The organism is Patulibacter medicamentivorans (assembly GCF_000240225.1).
GTDB lineage: Bacteria > Actinomycetota > Thermoleophilia > Solirubrobacterales > Solirubrobacteraceae > Patulibacter > Patulibacter medicamentivorans.
In genome coordinates, this window is sequence record NZ_AGUD01000163.1 from 1 (window position 1) to 16,708 (window position 16,708).

13 protein-coding genes and 2 CRISPR repeat arrays are annotated in these 16,708 nt (G+C 71.3%); of the genes, 11 read left to right on the top strand and 2 right to left on the bottom strand.

Features of this window, described 5'->3' with window-relative positions:
* A CRISPR array of direct repeats spans positions 1 to 554; the repeat unit is 36 nt; unit sequence GTCGAACAGGTCCCTTCGGGGCCTCTCCGTAGAAGC.
* 92 nt (positions 555 to 646) lie between these two features.
* The 11 genes from PAI11_RS10805 to PAI11_RS10855 all read left to right on the top strand — a co-directional run bounded on the left by PAI11_RS10805 (position 647) and on the right by PAI11_RS10855 (position 15,923).
* Complete coding sequence (locus tag PAI11_RS10805; RefSeq protein WP_040599856.1) at positions 647 to 964, top strand: hypothetical protein; 318 nt, start codon at positions 647 to 649, stop codon at positions 962 to 964.
* Positions 948 to 1,262 (top strand): hypothetical protein, encoded by a 315-nt coding sequence (locus PAI11_RS10810; RefSeq protein ID WP_050897209.1) that lies wholly within the window; start codon positions 948 to 950, stop codon positions 1,260 to 1,262. Before PAI11_RS10805 ends, PAI11_RS10810 begins: the two co-directional genes overlap by 17 nt.
* 485 nt (positions 1,263 to 1,747) lie before the next feature.
* Positions 1,748 to 1,978 (top strand): FitA-like ribbon-helix-helix domain-containing protein, encoded by a 231-nt coding sequence (locus PAI11_RS10815; protein WP_007574316.1) that lies wholly within the window; start codon positions 1,748 to 1,750, stop codon positions 1,976 to 1,978.
* A gap of 8 nt (positions 1,979 to 1,986) precedes the next feature.
* Positions 1,987 to 2,382: a type II toxin-antitoxin system VapC family toxin gene (locus tag PAI11_RS10820; protein WP_040599858.1), complete on the top strand. Its 396-nt coding sequence runs from the start codon at positions 1,987 to 1,989 to the stop codon at positions 2,380 to 2,382.
* A 99-nt stretch (positions 2,383 to 2,481) separates the two neighbouring features.
* Positions 2,482 to 3,654, top strand: coding sequence for a type I-G CRISPR-associated RAMP protein Csb1/Cas7g (gene cas7g, locus PAI11_RS10825; protein WP_007574318.1), 1,173 nt, complete (start codon positions 2,482 to 2,484; stop codon positions 3,652 to 3,654).
* A gap of 2 nt (positions 3,655 to 3,656) precedes the next feature.
* Complete coding sequence (gene csb2, locus PAI11_RS10830) at positions 3,657 to 5,381, top strand: type I-G CRISPR-associated protein Csb2 (RefSeq protein WP_007574320.1); 1,725 nt, start codon at positions 3,657 to 3,659, stop codon at positions 5,379 to 5,381.
* Positions 5,378 to 8,992, top strand: a complete 3,615-nt coding sequence (gene cas3g, locus PAI11_RS10835; protein ID WP_007574322.1) for a type I-G CRISPR-associated helicase/endonuclease Cas3g — start codon at positions 5,378 to 5,380, stop codon at positions 8,990 to 8,992. The genes csb2 and cas3g overlap by 4 nt, the downstream gene beginning before the upstream one ends.
* Position 8,993: 1 nt before the next feature.
* On the top strand, positions 8,994 to 9,941 hold the full coding sequence (locus PAI11_RS26265) for a hypothetical protein (RefSeq protein ID WP_007574323.1): 948 nt from the start codon (positions 8,994 to 8,996) through the stop codon (positions 9,939 to 9,941).
* Positions 9,938 to 11,689, top strand: a complete 1,752-nt coding sequence (cas4g/cas1g, locus tag PAI11_RS26270) for a CRISPR-associated endonuclease Cas4g/Cas1g (RefSeq protein WP_007574325.1) — start codon at positions 9,938 to 9,940, stop codon at positions 11,687 to 11,689. Before PAI11_RS26265 ends, cas4g/cas1g begins: the two co-directional genes overlap by 4 nt.
* A 1-nt stretch (position 11,690) precedes the next feature.
* The gene (gene cas2, locus PAI11_RS10850; RefSeq protein ID WP_040599859.1) at positions 11,691 to 11,990 is read left to right on the top strand and encodes a CRISPR-associated endonuclease Cas2; all 300 of its coding nucleotides are present in this window, start codon (positions 11,691 to 11,693) and stop codon (positions 11,988 to 11,990) included.
* 184 nt (positions 11,991 to 12,174) lie between these two features.
* Positions 12,175 to 14,643: a CRISPR direct-repeat array (repeat unit 36 nt; unit sequence GTCGTACAGGTCGCTCCGCGACCTCTTCGTAGAAGC).
* Positions 14,644 to 14,810: 167 nt separating this feature from the next.
* Complete coding sequence (locus tag PAI11_RS10855) at positions 14,811 to 15,923, top strand: glycosyl hydrolase (protein WP_040599861.1); 1,113 nt, start codon at positions 14,811 to 14,813, stop codon at positions 15,921 to 15,923.
* Here the strand turns inward: PAI11_RS10855 and PAI11_RS10860 are convergent.
* Together PAI11_RS10860 and PAI11_RS27095 are read right to left on the bottom strand one after the other, a co-directional pair.
* A complete protein-coding gene (locus PAI11_RS10860; protein WP_007574333.1) occupies positions 15,908 to 16,324 on the bottom strand; it encodes an HNH endonuclease in 417 nt (138 codons plus the stop codon). The two genes, PAI11_RS10855 and PAI11_RS10860, sit on opposite strands and share 16 nt — an antisense overlap.
* A 149-nt stretch (positions 16,325 to 16,473) precedes the next feature.
* A partial coding sequence (locus tag PAI11_RS27095) for a hypothetical protein (RefSeq protein WP_040599862.1) occupies positions 16,474 to 16,708 on the bottom strand: 235 nt, incomplete at its 5' end.

Here is a 16,708-nt window from a genome sequence, read left to right on the forward strand (position 1 = left end):
GTCGAACAGGTCCCTTCGGGGCCTCTCCGTAGAAGCGGTGACGTCGCGAAGTCGCTGGCCGACAACCTCAACAGGTCGAACAGGTCCCTTCGGGGCCTCTCCGTAGAAGCGGCGTCCGCGTGTCCGACAAGAGCGCTGCCGCCGACCGTCGAACAGGTCCATTCGGGGCCTCTCCGTAGAAGCTCCGTCGCAGGCTACGACGGCCAACCGATCACCCCGGTCGAACAGGTCCCTTCGGGGCCTCTCCGTAGAAGCCTGGTCATTCGGACCATCCGGTCCGTCGTCGGCGCCGTCGAACAGGTCCCTTCGGGGCCTCTCCGTAGAAGCGATACCGAATATCGCGGCAGGCACGCGGTCGATCTCGAGGTCCGCGTCGAACAGGTCCCTTCGGGGCCTCTCCGTAGAAGCACGCTCGTGGTCGCTGGCCACCAGGCCGAGGCGCTGCCGGTCGAACAGGTCCCTTCGGGGCCTCTCCGTAGAAGCGACCGGCCCACGACGATCCCGGCCGACACGTGGGAGTCGAACAGGTCCCGTCGAGACCTCTCCGTAGAAGCGCGATGATCTCCGGCAGAGGCGGGACCCATCGCGGCCTTGCCGAAACAGCTTTCGCAACGACCCGGCCCGTGGAAGCACGCACAAATCCCCCATGACCAGACCGCCCGCCGCCCAAGTTCTCGACGACGACTTCCGCGCGCTGCCCGGCAATGACCTCATCCTCGCCGGCATCACGGATCTGACTGTCGGGGACGACACGATCGAGGCCGCGTTGGTCCTGATGGCGACGACCAAGCTGCGGGCCGCCGGCCTCAATGTACCCGCCCGGAGCCTTGAGGTCCCTGCAGGACATCGGCTCTACGACCTGCTGTCAGAGGCAGATCGCGCCACCGCCCACGACCGCTACAACGGCCTCGTCGGGCGCCTGAGCAGTTTCCTCGACGCGGTGGACCATGCGTCCGCCCGTTGACGTCGAGCGCATTCGGGCGCTCGCGGTCGTGCTCTCACGTGCCACCCGCACCGAGACCGTGCTGTACCTGACAGGCGGCGCGACAGCCGTGATCGAGGGTTGGCGAGCGTCGACAGTCGACATCGATCTGCGGCTCGAACCGGACTCCGACGAGGTCATGAAGGCCCTCGTTCAGGCCAAGCGCGACCTCGACATCAACGTCGAGTCGGCGTCTGCCGGACTTCGTGCCGGAGCTTCCAGCTGGCGGGATCGCAGTCCTGCGTCCTCCGTGGGGCTGCCTCGGCGGCAATGTGGCTGAGGCCGAAGACCGAGCGGTCCTCGTCGAAGGGGTGATCTCAACCTCAGCGAGCGCTTCTCTCCATTTCGCTTCATCGGGGGAATTTTGTTCGGCAAGATCGAAGATCGAATTTGCACCGCGCCGCGACTCTCGCTACAGTTGCATCCGTTCCGCAAGCCGGAACGGCCACGGGGCCGCCCCAGCCAAAAGAAGGACGGCCCCGCGTAGATCAACGGGCAGAGCCCGAGGAAGGAGGATCGAATGACCCCCTTGTAGTTTGCCCTGCGATGCGAATCACAGGGGCGACTAGAGTACCGCCTGGCGGGGTAACCCGCCAGGCGTCTGGTCGCGTCGGCTCCCCGTAGAAGCGCTTCCTCAAGAGGATCGTCGCTCAAGCGCACCATCGGCCCGCAAGGGCCTCAGCGACGCGACCAGACGTCGACCCGAGCACACATTTCCACGCTCACGCGCAGAGATGTGCATCACATGCGATGTAGCATGAGCACATGCCCAAGATGATCCAGGTCCGAAACGTCCCGGACGACGTCCACGGCCGGCTCAAGGCCCGAGCAGCCCTCGCCGGGATGTCACTCTCCGACTACCTGAAGGTTGAGATGGTCGATCTGGCCTCGCGACCGAGCATCGCGGAACTCGACAGCCGAGTGCGGAGTCGCCCCAGCAGCAACGTCACCATCGATGACGCCGTCGCCGCCGTACGTGACGCACGACGCGACTGAGCGTCGCGATGGTCGTCGACGCCTCCGTCATCGTCCCGTTCCTCGTCGGACGTCCCGACGAGCGCGAGCCGATCAGCGCCCGTCTTCGCGCCCACCGCGGATCGCTCTGGGCACCGCACCTGCTCGACGCCGAAGTCGGGCACGCCATCCGCCGGCTTGCCCTCCAGAAGCGGCTCACGACGGAGCGGGGCGCAAGCGCCCTCGTCGACCTCATCGACCTACCCGTGCGACGCGTACCGCATGCCGCGCTGCTGAAACGGGCCTGGCACCTGCGAACGTCCGTGTCCTTCTACGACGCTCAGTACGTTGCGCTCGCGGAGCAGCTCGACGTGCCGCTCCTAACCGCAGACGGCCGATTGGCCAAGGCCCCCGGAACCTCCGCCTCGATCGAACTGATCCGGTAGCCCAGCAAAGAGGAACACCGACGGATATGACGAACAGGCTCAGGGGCCCGGCCCAGCCGTTCCCCTTGTCCGCGCCGCCACTCACCGACTCGAGACACCATGACCGACCTGCTCGCCGTCCTCCGCGAGGGCCTTGCCTCCGCCCCCACCGCCAATCGTCCCGCCGGGATCGAGATCGTGCAGCGACTCGCGCCCGCCGGCGGCCTGAACGTCAAGCCGCCGAGCTACGAGGGCGACCTCGAGATCCATCCACGGAGCATCGACGGCGAGGTCCACCAGGTCATCGAGCTGGACAGCGTCGGCTCGGCCGCCAACCGGATCGAGGAGGCGCTGGCCGAGCTGGACCGCGCCGGCGACTATCCGCTGCCGGTGGCGCGGACCACCGTCGACCCCGGCCACGGCCTCGAGCCGATCGAGATCACGACCCTCGAGGCGCCGCACCGCGTCTTCGACGCGTGGATCCGGCTGTCGGAGAACGCCGATGGCACGAAGTTCGAGGACACCCAGCAGGGCCACGACCTGACGCTCGCCCATCCGCGCAAGCTCGACGCGCTGCTGGAGACCTCGGCCCACGACCTGCTGCTCGGCGTCTGGGACTCGCACCGCAAGGGCCCGCACGGGCAGATCCGCCTTGCCCGCAGCCTCACCACCAGCCTGATCGGCCTGCTGCCCGACGACGATCGCGAGTCGAGCGTCGTGGCCGCCCTGGTCGGAAACGCCAAGCCGGGCGAGGGCCACAAGGCCCTCCACTCCCCCTTCGTCCAGCAGCCGATCGCCGCCCGCCGCGATCCGCTCAACCTCGGCCAGGCCAGCGACCTGCCGAAGGGCGAGCAGAAGCTCTCCGCCCAGGGCCTCAGCTCGATCCCGCCGGTCAGGACCAAGCAGACCGTCTCGATCACCGAAGCCCGCTACCTGGGCTACCTCTCGTTCCCGGCCCTGCGCCGGCTCGGGTTCGAAACCTACGACGAGACCGAGGTCCGGGTCCTGCTCGCGCTGCTCGCCCTCTACGGGCTGCTGCTGCGCGACGACCAGGGCTGGGACCTGCGCTCCGGCGCGACCTTCGTCCCCACCACCGCCCTCAGCTTCCGGATCGCCCGCGCCGCCGGGAACCCGGAGGAGTTCGTCCTCGACGTCCTCGAAGCTCGCCGGCTGCTCGACCAGGCCGTCGCACGCGTCGGGATCAAGGACCGCAAGATCACGCTGCAGGCCGGCAAGACCCTCGACGGACTGGTCCAGCGGTCGATCGCCGACGCCAAGAAGAAGGAGCAGTAGCGGTGCTGCGGATCGAGGTCCGCTTTCCGCTCGGCGTCTACCACGCGCTGTCGAACGCCCGCTTCGGCGAGCCGGAGTGGCCGCCGAGCCCGGTGCGGCTGATCGGTGCCCTGCTGGCCGCCGCGCACGAAGCGCCCGGAGCCGACACCGACGCCGCCCGCGCGCTGCTCGAACGGCTCTGCGCCGCGCCGCCGCCGGTGATCGTCGCCCCCCAGCTGACCGCGGTCGGCGAGACCCGTGCCGGCGACGAGCGCGCCGGCACCGAGGTCGTGGTCGCCCTCCGCGGCGCCTCGCGCTGGGCGCCGCGCAACCACAGCGACAGCGAGGTCAAGACCAACGGCCTCTCGCCTCGGAACCTCGCCCGCGAGCGCACCGAGGTCCACAAGGGCGGCGTCGCGATCGGCGACCGCCCGGTCGAGATCTGCTGGCCCGACCTCGACCTGCACCACGACGACCATCGGCTGCTGGACGCGCTGCTCGCCGAGCTGACCTTCCTCGGGACGTCCCGCTCCCCGGTGATCGCCCGCGCCGACGATGAGGACGCGGACGCCGAAGCCCGCGACCGGTGGGAGCCCGGCGTCGGCCGCGGAGACGCCGCGGTCCGCGTCCCCAACCCCGGCCTGCTCCGCGCCTTCGACCAGCGTCACGAGGCCCGTCGGTCGACGGGCAAGAAGCCGATCGCCGCCGGCGAGCACGTCCCCAGCGTCGCGATGGGCAACGTCATCCCCTACGTGCTGCGCTCGCACCGGCTCGCCGTCGAGGAGGGCGAGCCGCTCGACCCGCGCCAGTGGGGCGAGATGCTCGTGCTGGAGCTCGACCCCGGACCGGAGACGGCGCCCGAGCGGAGCGCCGAACGCGCACGTCTCGCCGCGGGCAAGCCGCCGCAGCACAGCCAGCTGCGCCCGAAGGCCGCCGCCGGCTTCCTGCTCGCCCGCGCCTTCCGCGAGGCCCTGCTCGGCGCGTACGCCGCGATCGGCACCGGCGGCGAGGCGCCGCCGGTCCTCCGCGGCCATGGCGACGAGGCCCACGCCGCGATCGTCCCCCTGCCGTTCGTCGGCACGATCGTCAAGCGCTCGGAGCGGAAGGAGAACGGTCAGAAGATCGAGCAGGAGCACCGGATCCCCGCCGACGGCATCGTCCGCGGCATCGCGGTCCTGCTGCCCCACGAGGACCGTGTGCCCGACGTCGCCGCCCAGGCCGAGCAGGTCAAGCAGGGCCTGCTGCGGTTCGTCGCCGGCGAGCGGCGGTGGGTCGACGTGCCGAACGCCGGACGGGTCTTCCTCCGTCTGCCGAACCCGAACCGACCGCTGCTCCAGACGCTCCGCGACGCGCGCTACCGCCGCGCCAGCCGCGTGTGGGAGACGGTCCTGCCCGTCGTCCACGCCCACCGGCGGACCTCGACCGGGCCGCGCGGCCTCTTCCGCCAGGTCGCCGCCGACTGCCGCCACGTGGGCCTGCCCGAGCCGCTCGCCGTCGAGGTGCTGGAGCACGCGCCGCTGGGTGGCGCTCCCGACCGGCTCTGGCCCGACCGGCTGGTCCCGCCGGACTGGCGCGGACCGCTCAACGGCCCCCGCAGCCATCTGCGGATCACGTTCGAGCGGCCGATCGTCGGCCCGGTGATCCTCGGGCGCGCCCGTCACTTCGGCGTCGGCCTATGCCTGCCGAACCTGCGCGAGAGCGAGCCGGCCGCGGATGCCATCGCGGTCACCGGGGAGCTGCCCGCATGATCGGCTTCGACGCCTTCCTCCGAGAGGTCCGCGGACATGCGCCCTACCCGTGGCAGCAGGCGCTGGCCGAGCGTCTCGGCAACGAGCGCGCGGCCGAGAGCGCGGACCGGGACAACGACGGTCGGCCAAGCAACGCCTCCGCCCCGGTCGGCGGCCCGCCTCCGCTGACGATCGCCGTCCCGACCGGCAGCGGCAAGACCACGGTCGTCGACGTGCTCGTCTGGGCGTTGGCGAAGCAGGCTGACCGGCCGCCGCTCGAGCGAACGGTCGGAACCCGGATCGTCTGGGCGATCGACCGCCGGCTGCTGGTCGACGAGGTCCACGAGCAGACCGAGAGGCTGGTGCGGCGGCTGGCCCGCGCGCTCGCCGATCCGACCGACGTCCTCCACGAGGTCGCGGTCCGGTTGGAGGGCTTGAAGGGCGCGCCGCCGGTCGGTGGCTGGGCTGCGGCCACGAACGCACCGGCGCCCGATGGCGAAGCACCCGGCCTCCCGGGCTCCGCCGCTGCCGACCAGAGCGGGGGCGACATCGCCGTCGATCCGGCACTCCTGCCCGAAGGCACCGTCCTGCGCGGCCAGCCGCTGGTCGCGACCCGCTGGCGTGGCGGCGTCACGATCCCGTCGCTCGGGCAGCACCCGATGCAGGCCGAGGTGATCACCAGCACCGTCGCGCAGATCGGCTCGCGGCTGCTCTTCCGCGGCTACGGCCTCGGCGACCGCTCGCTCCCGCTCGGCGCGGCGCTGGCCGCCTGCGACACCACGATCTGCCTCGACGAGGCGCACCTGGCCGAGCCGTTCGCCGACACCGTCCAGGCGATCCGTCAGCGACGGTACGAGAGCGGGGACACCTTCGCCCCGCCGCTGCGGCTGATTCGGCTCTCCGCCACCTCGGGCGCCGACGACGGCGCCGAGCGCGTCACGCTCTCCGACGAGGACAAGCGGCTCAAAGTGCTGGCCAGGCGCCTTCACGGCCCCAAGCACGCCACGCTCGTCGAGTCGGGCGGCACCTCGGACAACGACCAGGTGGTCGCGCTCGTCGAGGCCGTCGCCGGCCACCTCGCCGACGGTCGTCGGACGGTCGCCTGCGTGGTCAACAGCGTCCGGATCGCGCGCGAGGTCCACGACCGGCTCGAGAAGGCCAGCGCGAGGACCGAGGAGCAGGATCGGCCCGAGACCGTGCTCCTGATCGGCCCTCAGCGACCGACCGACCGCCAGCACAGCCTGAACCGCTCCGTCGAAGCCGCCGAGACCGGGGCCACGCGACCGACCACCGGCTCCGACGGGGTCGACGGCGCGACCGCCGCCACGCCGACCACCACCCCGCGGAGGGTGCTGCTCGACGGCGAGAGCGCCGCGCGGCCACTGGTCGTGGTCGCCACCCAGACCTTCGAGGTCGGCCTCGATGCCGATGTCGACGCGCTCGTCACGCAGTCGGCCTCGGCCACGGCGTTGACCCAGCGGCTCGGTCGGCTCAACCGAACCGGGCGCCTCGACCCCGAGGCGCACGCAGACGACGAGCCGGGAGCCACCCACGCCGAAGGCGTCGCGACGATCATCCGCCACGTCGGCTTCCCGCTCTACGCGGACGACGAGGAAGCCGCCTGGACCTGGCTGTCGAAGACGCTCCCCCGCACCGAGACGGGCGCCGTCGACGTCTCGGTCTCCACGCTGCTCGACACGCCGCCCCCGCCGGTCGCGAAGCGCGCTCATGCCGCCGAGCTGAACGACCAGGCGATCGAGCTGCTGACCCAGACCAGTCCGCGCCCGCACCGGCGCGCCGACCCCGACGTCGACGCCTTCCTCCGCGGCGCCGAGTCGGAACCGGACAGCGACGTCAGCGTCTGCTGGCGGGCCGACCTGGCCGAGGGCGACCTCGGGACCGGCGCCCACGCCTACCGCGTCTCGCTGCTCCGGCTCGCACCGCCCCGCCGCGACGAGCAGCTGACCATGAGCATCGGTGCCGCCCGCAACCTGCTGGCCGTCCGAACGGGGCAGCTGGGGGTTCCGAAGAGCAGGCAGAGCCAGCTGATCGAGGAGGTCGCCGACGTCGAGGGCAGCGCCCCGCCCCCGGGCCAGACCCCGAACGAGACGCAGCAGCGCTTCGACGGCATCCCGTTCCTGATCCGTCGCGGTGGCGAGCTCCTGCCCGGTCGCCCGGTGCGCGACGGCGTCGCCGGCGAGGGGCTCGCGATCGCCGATCTGCGGCCCGGCGACCTGCTCGTCCTGCCGACGGCGCTCGGCGGCGTCGACGACTCCGGCCTGGCGATCGACTCGCCGCTCGGCAGCGACGTGGCGGGTGACGTCCGGCCGCTCGGTGCGCAGACGGACGGGACGGTCCCATCGTCCGACCCAGCGCGACCCGCGCTCGAGCCCGTCCGTCCCCATCCGCTGCGGCTGACCGCCGGGGCCCTCGACACCGCGTTCCAGCAGGCGATCCCGCTCCCCGGGCCGCGGGCGCAGCGCGTGCGACGCGTGCTCCGGCGGGTCGCAGAGATCGAGCGTCGCCTCGAGAACGCGAAGACCGCCGAGGGCCGACTCGCGGCGTTCCGCGATCTGTTCTCCGAGCTGGACGACCATCCGGCCCTCGCGCCTGCCACCACCGACCAGCCGGCGGACGGAACGGCCGCGACCGTCTCGGGTCTCGTCTCGACCGACGTCGAGCTTCGCCGGATCACCCCCAACCTGCCGAGCGAGCTGACCGACCCCCTCGACGATCCCGCCGGGCTGTTCCTCGGCGTGCCGCGGGTCCCGGACGACGCGGCGCTGTTCCTCGGCGACGTGGACGACGAGGACGCCGACGCCGATCACGGCGAGTTCGACGGCGACGCCGTCCACGAGGACGACATCGGTTCCAGCGAGGGCTCGCCCGACGGTGCCCTGCTGCCCGGCGAGGACCAGCCGATGGCGACCGGCGGTTGGGTGCTGCTGCCGATGACCACGACCGCCCACGACCGCGTGCGGCCGTGGAACGAGGACCCGCCGAGCCTGGACGCCCACGCGCATGCGGTGGCCGACCGCACCGCATGGTTCGCCCAGGCGGCTGGCCTGTCCGAGACGCTCGTCCGGTCGCTGGTCCTTGCCGCGCGAGTCCACGACCACGGCAAGGCGGATCCGCGGATGCAAGCGTTCTTCCGCGGTGGGGTCGCGCCGCCGCTGGCCGACCCGATCGCCAAGAGCGTCTTCGGCACCGACGACCGGCGGGCCGACCGCACCGCCCGGCTGGGTTCCGGGCTGCCGTCGGGCTGGCGGCACGAGCAGACGTCCGGCGTGATCCTGGCCGACGCCTGGCGGCACGACCGCATCACCGGGCTGCCCGACGAACCCGAGCGTGGCGTGGACTTCGATCTGACGCTCTCCGCCAGCTGCGGCCATCACGGCTCGGCGCACCCGTTTCCTCCCGTTCCCGGCCCCGGCGCTCCGCCACGGTCGTTCCACGTCGACGTCGCCGGCATCGCCGGCGCCGCGACCGGCTCCGACGCCGAGGCGTGGGACGACGGCGAGCCGCTCCGGCGCCTCGAGCGCCTGACCGCCAGATACGGCGCGTGGTCGCTCGCCTACCTGCACTCGCTGCTGGTCCTCGCGGACCGCACCGTCTCGGCGGAGGGCCGCTGACATGGGCTTCGACCTGATCTGGATGCGGCCGCACGCGCCGTACATGCCGATCGCCACCGTCGGGCTGCTGACGGCGATGAGCGACGCCGGCCTCGACGCGACGGCGGTCTGGCGGGCCGATCCCAGCGGCGAGATCCTGGAGATCCGCACCGAGGCCAGCGTCGAGCAGACCGCCCAGGCGATCGTCGACGCGCCGTGGCCGCAGCTCGACCGGATCTGGCCGGGCCAGAAGGTCGGGCAGGCGATCAAGCCGATGCTGGCCGCGACACCCGATCCCGCCCGGACGCTGCGCGATCTGCGGCGCCTGGTCGACGCCCAGGACGCGGACGCGCTGCGGGCCGCCGAGCCGCGGCTGCTCGGGGAGCGCCGCCTGCTGCGCGCGCTCGTCACCGACGCAGTGCTCGACGACAGCGACGTCCCCAGCCGCAGCCGGCTGCTGCGCGGCGTCAAGGCCGACCTGTCGGGAATCGCGGAGAAGCTCCCGCTGAAGGTCCCCGACCTCGTCGGCGAGCTGATCGACGGACCGACCTGGCGCAACGGCAAGTCCGGGCGCGGGCTGGGCCTACTGCCGGAGGTCCAGACGTTCGGGGGCACCACCGGACGCAAGCCCTCCGATGTCGGCAGCCACTCCGTCCTGCTCTACCGGCTGCTGTGGCTGGGAATCCTCGCGCTGCACCCGGTCGGGGTCCGACGCGGATCTCAGCGGATCGTCGGCGGGCCGCTGTTCAGCGACCTCGTCGACGGAGAGCCGACCCTCTCGTGGCCGACCTGGTCATTCCCGGTCGGTGCTCGCGAGCTTGCCCGGCTCCTCGACCTCGCCGCGATCCACCTCGACCGGCCGGATCCCCGTTGGCTCGCCGCCCGCGGCATCACCAGCGTGCACCGCGCCTCGTCGGTCCCGATCAACTCGATGATCGGCGTCTTCCGTTGGGGGGAGCGGGTCGCGTGACCCTCGAGAGCCGGCGCCAGCCGCCGGCGGACGATGCGCTCGTCCCGGCCCGGATCCTCAACGAGCACGTCTACTGCCCACGGCTGGCATGGCTGGAATGGGAGGCCAGGGCGTTCGTCGACAACCTCGAGACCGTCGAGGGTCGAGACCTGCACCGGCGAGTCGACCAGGAGCGAGGCGGCACGCCGGAGCCGCCGTCCGTCGACGACTCAGCCGACGGCTTCTCGCAGGGAAGCGATGGCTCGGCAACGGAAAGCGATCACGCCCCGTCTCCGGATCCGGGTGATGATCGCCCGCGGACCGTCACCGCGCTCTCGATCAGCTCGCCCCGCCTGGGCGTGACCGCCAAGCTCGATCGCGTCGACTTCCGCGACGGACAGGCGATCCCGGTCGAGACCAAGCGCGGCAAGCCCCGCCGCGGCGGACCGGTCGTCTGGGATCCAGAGCGCGCTCAGCTGACCGTCCAGGTGCTGCTGCTCCGCGAGCAGGGTCACGCCGTGCCTCACGCCGAGGTCTTCTTCGCCGAGACCCGCTCCCGGCACGAGGTCCCGATCTCCGACGACGCCGAAGCCTGGATCGCTGGCCTAGTGGCCGAGGTTCGTGCCAACGCGGCGGAGACCACGCCTCCTCCTCCGCTCGTCGACAGCCCCAAGTGTCCGCGCTGCTCGCTGGTCAGCGTCTGCTTGCCGGACGAGGTCAACCTGCTGCGCGACCGCACGACGGAGAAGCCGCGACGACTCGTGGCCCGCGACGACCCGCGCTCGCCGCTCTACGTGATGACCCCCGGAGCCTTCGTCCGCCAGAAGGGAGGCAGGCTCGAGCTCGAGCACCAGGGCGAGAAGGTCGCCAGCCGTCGGCTGCTGGACATCGCGCACCTCGCGGTCTTCGGCAACGTCACCGTCAGCAGCGGGGCCGTCCGGGCCTGCATGGAGCAGGACACCCCGATCCTGTGGTTCTCGTCCGGCGGCTGGTTCAGCGGCTACGCGGTCCCGCACGGCGGATCGTGGGTGGCGCGGCGGATGGCCCAGACCGTGCTGGCTCTCGACCTCGCCCGCGGGCCGGTCGCCGCGGCGATGATCGCCGGCAAGCTCCGCAACCAGCGAACGTTGCTGCGCCGGTTGGGCGGGGAGGCCCAGCGGGAGGCTGCGTCTCAGCTGACGGAGCTGGCTCGGGCCTGCGAGGCCGAGAGCGATCCGGTCGTGCTGCTGGGCCTCGAGGGCACCGGAGCGCGGATCTACTTCGACGGCTTCCCGTCCCTGCTCAAGCGCCACGGCGACGAGTTCCGGTTCGAGGGCCGCAATCGGCGGCCCCCGACCGATCCGGTCAACGCGATGCTCTCGTTCGCGTACGCGTTGCTCGTCCGGGACACGACCGTCGGGTGCCTGGCGGCGGGGCTCGATCCGCAGGTCGGCCTGCTGCACCGGCCGCGACATGGCCGACCGTCGCTCGCCCTCGACCTCGCGGAGGAGTTCCGGCCGCTGGTCGGCGATTCGACGGTCGTGACCGCGATCAACAACGGCGAGGTCCGTCCGCGGGACTTCGTCCGTCGCGGCGGTGCCGTCGCCCTGACCGATTCGGGCCGCAAGCGCGTGATCGCGGCCTACGAGCGGCGGGTCGCCGTGACGTTGGAGCACCCGCTGTACGGCTACCGCGTCAGCTACCGGCGGGCGATGGAGTTGCAGGCGCGGCACCTGGCCGCCGTGGTCGACGGCCAACTCGAGAGCTACCGACCGCTGACGACCCGTTGAGATGGCCGAGCGGATCCGGTTCCTGGTCACCTACGACGTCCGCCACCCGCGACGACTGAAGCGGGTGCACGATGTCGTCGTCGATCACGGCGAGCGCCTGCAGTACTCGGTCTACGTCTGCGATCTCACCCGCCAGGAACTGGTCGCCCTACGGGCCGCCTTGCGCAGGGAGCTCCATCTCGACGAGGATCACGTCGCGATCTTCGACCTCGGACCGCCCCAGGGCCGCGCCAGTCGGCGGGTCGAGCATCTAGGTCGAGCCCCGAAGATCTCGGACGAGGACGAACCGGCGATCTGGTGACCCCAGACGCGAGCGGTCCGGTGGTTCCCCGTTTCCCGGGAACCGCTCGCACGACGAATTCCCTGCAGTGGCGAGGCTTCTGCCGCGCGACGCCCGAGCGTCACGGCACGATGTCGCACGTTCATGAGCACCCCTCGCGCGGCCGCGCAGAATCCCTGCAAACGAAGGTCGTATTCTGCGAGCCGTCGTACAGGTCGCTCCGCGACCTCTTCGTAGAAGCATGGCGTCGGATGCGGCGGACGCGGCGTCGGCCGCGGCGTCGTACAGGTCGCTCCGCGACCTCTTCGTAGAAGCATCACACGGCCGGCGCGATGCCGGTGACCTTGGCGTGGCGTCGTACAGGTCGCTCCGCGACCTCTTCGTAGAAGCCGGTATGCGGCGTGCACGGAGGGGATCGTCAGCACGGTCGTACAGGTCGCTCCGCGACCTCTTCGTAGAAGCCAGCTAGTCCTGCGTGCGGTTCGGCTGCATGTCGGCCCGTGTCGTACAGGTCGCTCCGCGACCTCTTCGTAGAAGCTCGATTGCGCCCACGGTCATGCCTCCGTCGGATAGTCGTACAGGTCGCTCCGCGACCTCTTCGTAGAAGCGACTCGAACTACGTGGTCGGACTCGAACTACGTGGTCGGGATGCGTGAGCGACGTCGTACAGGTCGCTCCGCGACCTCTTCGTAGAAGCGAGGCCACCTACGAGCCCGTGGAGGCCCCGGATGCCTGGTCGTACAGGTCGCTCCGCGACCTCTTCGTAGAAGCGGGACCATGCTGTCGAAGCCGCGAAACACGCCCAGGTGTCGTACAGGTCGCTCCGCGACCTCTTCGTAGAAGCAGTTGACGTGGTGCGCTCGGACGAGGCGGTGATCCGCCCGTCGTACAGGTCGCTCCGCGACCTCTTCGTAGAAGCCACGTGGAACACTCGGCCGCGCTGTCGACCGCGTTGTCGTACAGGTCGCTCCGCGACCTCTTCGTAGAAGCGTGCACGGGGACTGGGGACGCTGGACCGGCGGCGGGCACGTCGTACAGGTCGCTCCGCGACCTCTTCGTAGAAGCGAAGCCCGCCGGTCAGGAGCGGCATGAGTCCGAACAGGGTCGTACAGGTCGCTCCGCGACCTCTTCGTAGAAGCGAGGATCCCGTCTCCGCCGATCTCGGTCAGCGTCGTCGTACAGGTCGCTCCGCGACCTCTTCGTAGAAGCTGCTCCGCGGTCTCCGTCTTGCGCAGGACGGCGACGTCGTACAGGTCGCTCCGCGACCTCTTCGTAGAAGCCAGAGCGACGGCACCGCGGCGACGGCCCGCAACGTGTCGTACAGGTCGCTCCGCGACCTCTTCGTAGAAGCGGCGCAGCAGAACGGGGGTCTGTCGGCTCATCTCAGGGTCGTACAGGTCGCTCCGCGACCTCTTCGTAGAAGCGACTTCGGCCCGTTCAAGGTCCCGACTCCGTGCTCGGTCGTACAGGTCGCTCCGCGACCTCTTCGTAGAAGCATCAAGAACCTGATCACGCTGCTGGTCGAGGGCCGGTGTCGTGCAGGTCGCTCCGCGACCTCTTCGTAGAAGCGGGCCGCGGCGTTCCCCGACCGCGGGCGCGTCGTCGAGTCGTACAGGTCGCTCCGCGACCTCTTCGTAGAAGCAACGCCTTCGGGTCCTACATGCTGGCGGTCTACTCGTGTCGTACAGGTCGCTCCGCGACCTCTTCGTAGAAGCGTCTCGACCTTGACCGTCGCGTCCGCGTCCAGACGCGGTCGTACAGGTCGCTCCGCGACCTCTTCGTAGAAGCCGATCATCCGAGCTGAGGGGTGGTGCGGTGGTTCCGACGGCCATGGCCGTGCACGTCGTACAGGTCGCTCCGCGACCTCTTCGTAGAAGCGGGTCGAACTTCACCCGGGGCGGCGCTGACCCGTTGTCGTACAGGTCGCTCCGCGACCTCTTCGTAGAAGCGCCTTGTTGGACGGCCTCAGCGCTGCGCCGTAGCTCGTGGTCGTACAGGTCGCTCCGCGACCTCTTCGTAGAGGCAACTTCTTCGTCGCGATCTGGACCTGGGAGAGCATCGTCGTGCAGGTCGCTCCGCGACCTCTTCGTAGAAGCCACTTCGGGTGGTATCCGTAGGGCTCCCCGTCGACCTGTCGTACAGGTCGCTCCGCGACCTCTTCGTAGAAGCTCCAGCTGGTTGGTGAGGAGGTCGTGGACGCCAAGGGGTCGTACAGGTCGCTCCGCGACCTCTTCGTAGAAGCGAGGCTGGCTGGGATCCAGAGACCGCGTCGTGGCTCGGTCGTACAGGTCGCTCCGCGACCTCTTCGTAGAAGCGACTACCTCGTGGAGGTGGGCGATCGCGAGTGGCCGTCGTACAGGTCGCTCCGCGGCCTCTTCGTAGAAGCTCGTCCGTCGGCCCGACCGCCCACATCGACGTCTCCGTCGTACAGGTCGCTCCGCGGCCTCTTCGTAGAAGCTACGCCGCCGCCAACGACGTTGCCGCCCATCGGCGCAGTCGTACAGGTCGCTCCGCGGCCTCTTCGTAGAAGCGAGGCCACCAAGACGCAGCAGGTCCTGACGTCGATGTCGTACAGGTCGCTCCGCGGCCTCTTCGTAGAAGCAGGGCTGCGCCGATGACCGAGACGGTGTGGCTGGTCGTCGTACAGGTCGCTCCGCGACCTCTTCGTAGAAGCCGACGGACTTAGGGACACGTTGGCGACCCTCGGTCACCGACGAGGCGCGCCACCGCGTCGCGCAGGCCCTTCCGCGAGCTCCAGCCGACGTTCGACTCTCGACGATCGTCCATTTCTCTCGAGGTCGGCGCATGATTCGTCCGAACCGTGTCGAACCTCCCAGGGAGATGGACTTCATCACCGCGCTCCTCCTCTTCCTGCTGAGCCTGCTCGGGCTGCAGCCCCAGCAGCCACCGAAGCCCACGCCCGAGCCACCCGCCCTGGGCTTCAGCCTCGGGCTCGATCCCGACCAGACCGGTACCGGGATCCCCAACGGGATCGCCGCGCTGAAGGCGGTCAAGGCGACGATCCACCGCGACGGGTTCAACTGGGCGTGGCTCGGGTCGGGCTCGACGGCGGAGCATCCGGTGCCCGACGCCCTCGACGCGCCGCTCGGGGGCTCCGGCATCGCCGGGATCGACCAGCTCGACCGCAAGTACCAGGCGCTGACCGGGGCCGGGATCCGACCGCTGCTGGTGATCGGCTACGCCCCCGCCTGGGCGTCGACCCGACCGCGCTGCGCGGAGCCGGCCTACGCCGCCGCGAATCCGGCCACCTGCAACCAGAAGTACCACCCCGCCCCCGAGTTCCTGCCCCAGTACCGGGAGGTCGTCGCCGCGCTCGCCCGCCGCTACCCGAAGACCACGTTCGAGGGCTGGAACGAGCCCGACCACGAGGCCCTGACCAACCCGCTCAACGCGACCACGCCCGAGCGCCTGGCCGAGGAGCAGTGCACGCTCTACGAGGCCGTGAAGTCGGTCGATCCCGACCGCACGGTCCTGTCGCCGTCGATGAGCGACTACTACGCCCCCGGCTACATCGGCCGCTACCTGACCGCCGTCGGCAGCCGCCGCTGCCACGACGTGTTCTCGGTCCACGTCTACACCGGAGCGGGCGCGGCCGCGGTCGACGTCGGCGTCGACAGCACCCTCAAGCGGATCCGCGACGCGCGCGCCGGGCGCGACGGCACGCCGCTGTGGGTCACCGAGATCGGCTACAGCACGGCCGACGGCGTCCACGACGACGCGTCCCAGGCCGCCGACCTGGACCGCGCCCTCGGCCGCCTGCAGGCCCAGGCCGACGTCCGGGCCACGATCGTCCACACCCTCCGCGACGAGCCCGCGAGCTGGCTGACCGAGGGCAAGGAGGCCGGCTACGGGCTGCTGCGGACCGACTGGTCGCCGAAGCCGGCGTTCTGCTCGCTGGTGGCCGCCGCCGCGGGCAGCTACAGCGGCTGCTGAGCGCGCGACGGGTGGGCGCCGCGCCGCGCGGCGCCCACCGTCCGCGACCCGCGCCGCCGCACCCGCCCCCGCCGCGTCAGCAGGAACAGCAGCAGCGGCCGGTCGGCCTTGGCGCCGTTGCAGCGCTGGCAGGCGGCGACGACGTTGATCCAGCCGTGCGCCGATCCGATCCCTCGCGGGGAGCGGGACCGCGGCTCGACGTGGTCGATCGTCCGGGCGCCGCCGACCAGCTCGCCGCAGTAGGCGCACGGGTCGGCGCGCAGCAGCCGCAGCCAGGCGTCGTAGTGGCGCTCGCCGTCGACGCGCAGGGGCCGGCCGCTCGGCATGCCGACGCCGAGCGGCGTGCCCGCGTCCTCGCGCAGGAAGCGCTCCAGCAGGCGGTCGGTGGTCAGGGCGGTCATCGAGATCGGGGCTGCTCGTGGGTGGAACGTGGGGTGCTCGCCGTCGGACCGCGACCCGCTCGGGGTCGCGGCCGGATCGGCGGCCTCGTGCTGCAGGGGACGAGCCGGCGGGCGGCGCCGTCCGAGGACGGGCGCTCGCCCGCCCGTCCTCAGATCCGCTCGCGCCAGGTGACCGCGGACTCGGCCACGCGCCGCAGGGCGGTGCGCAGCGCGTGCGGGTTGGCCGTCCGGCGGGCGGCGGTCAGCTCGGCCAGCGCCTCGGCCAGGACCACCGGCCCTGCCGGTCCGGTGACCCGCAGCTGCGCCAGCTCGTCCGGCGTCAGCCGCCGCGCCTCGCCGTGGACCGCCGCGACCGTCTCGCGCAGCGCGCGCTCGGCCTCGGCC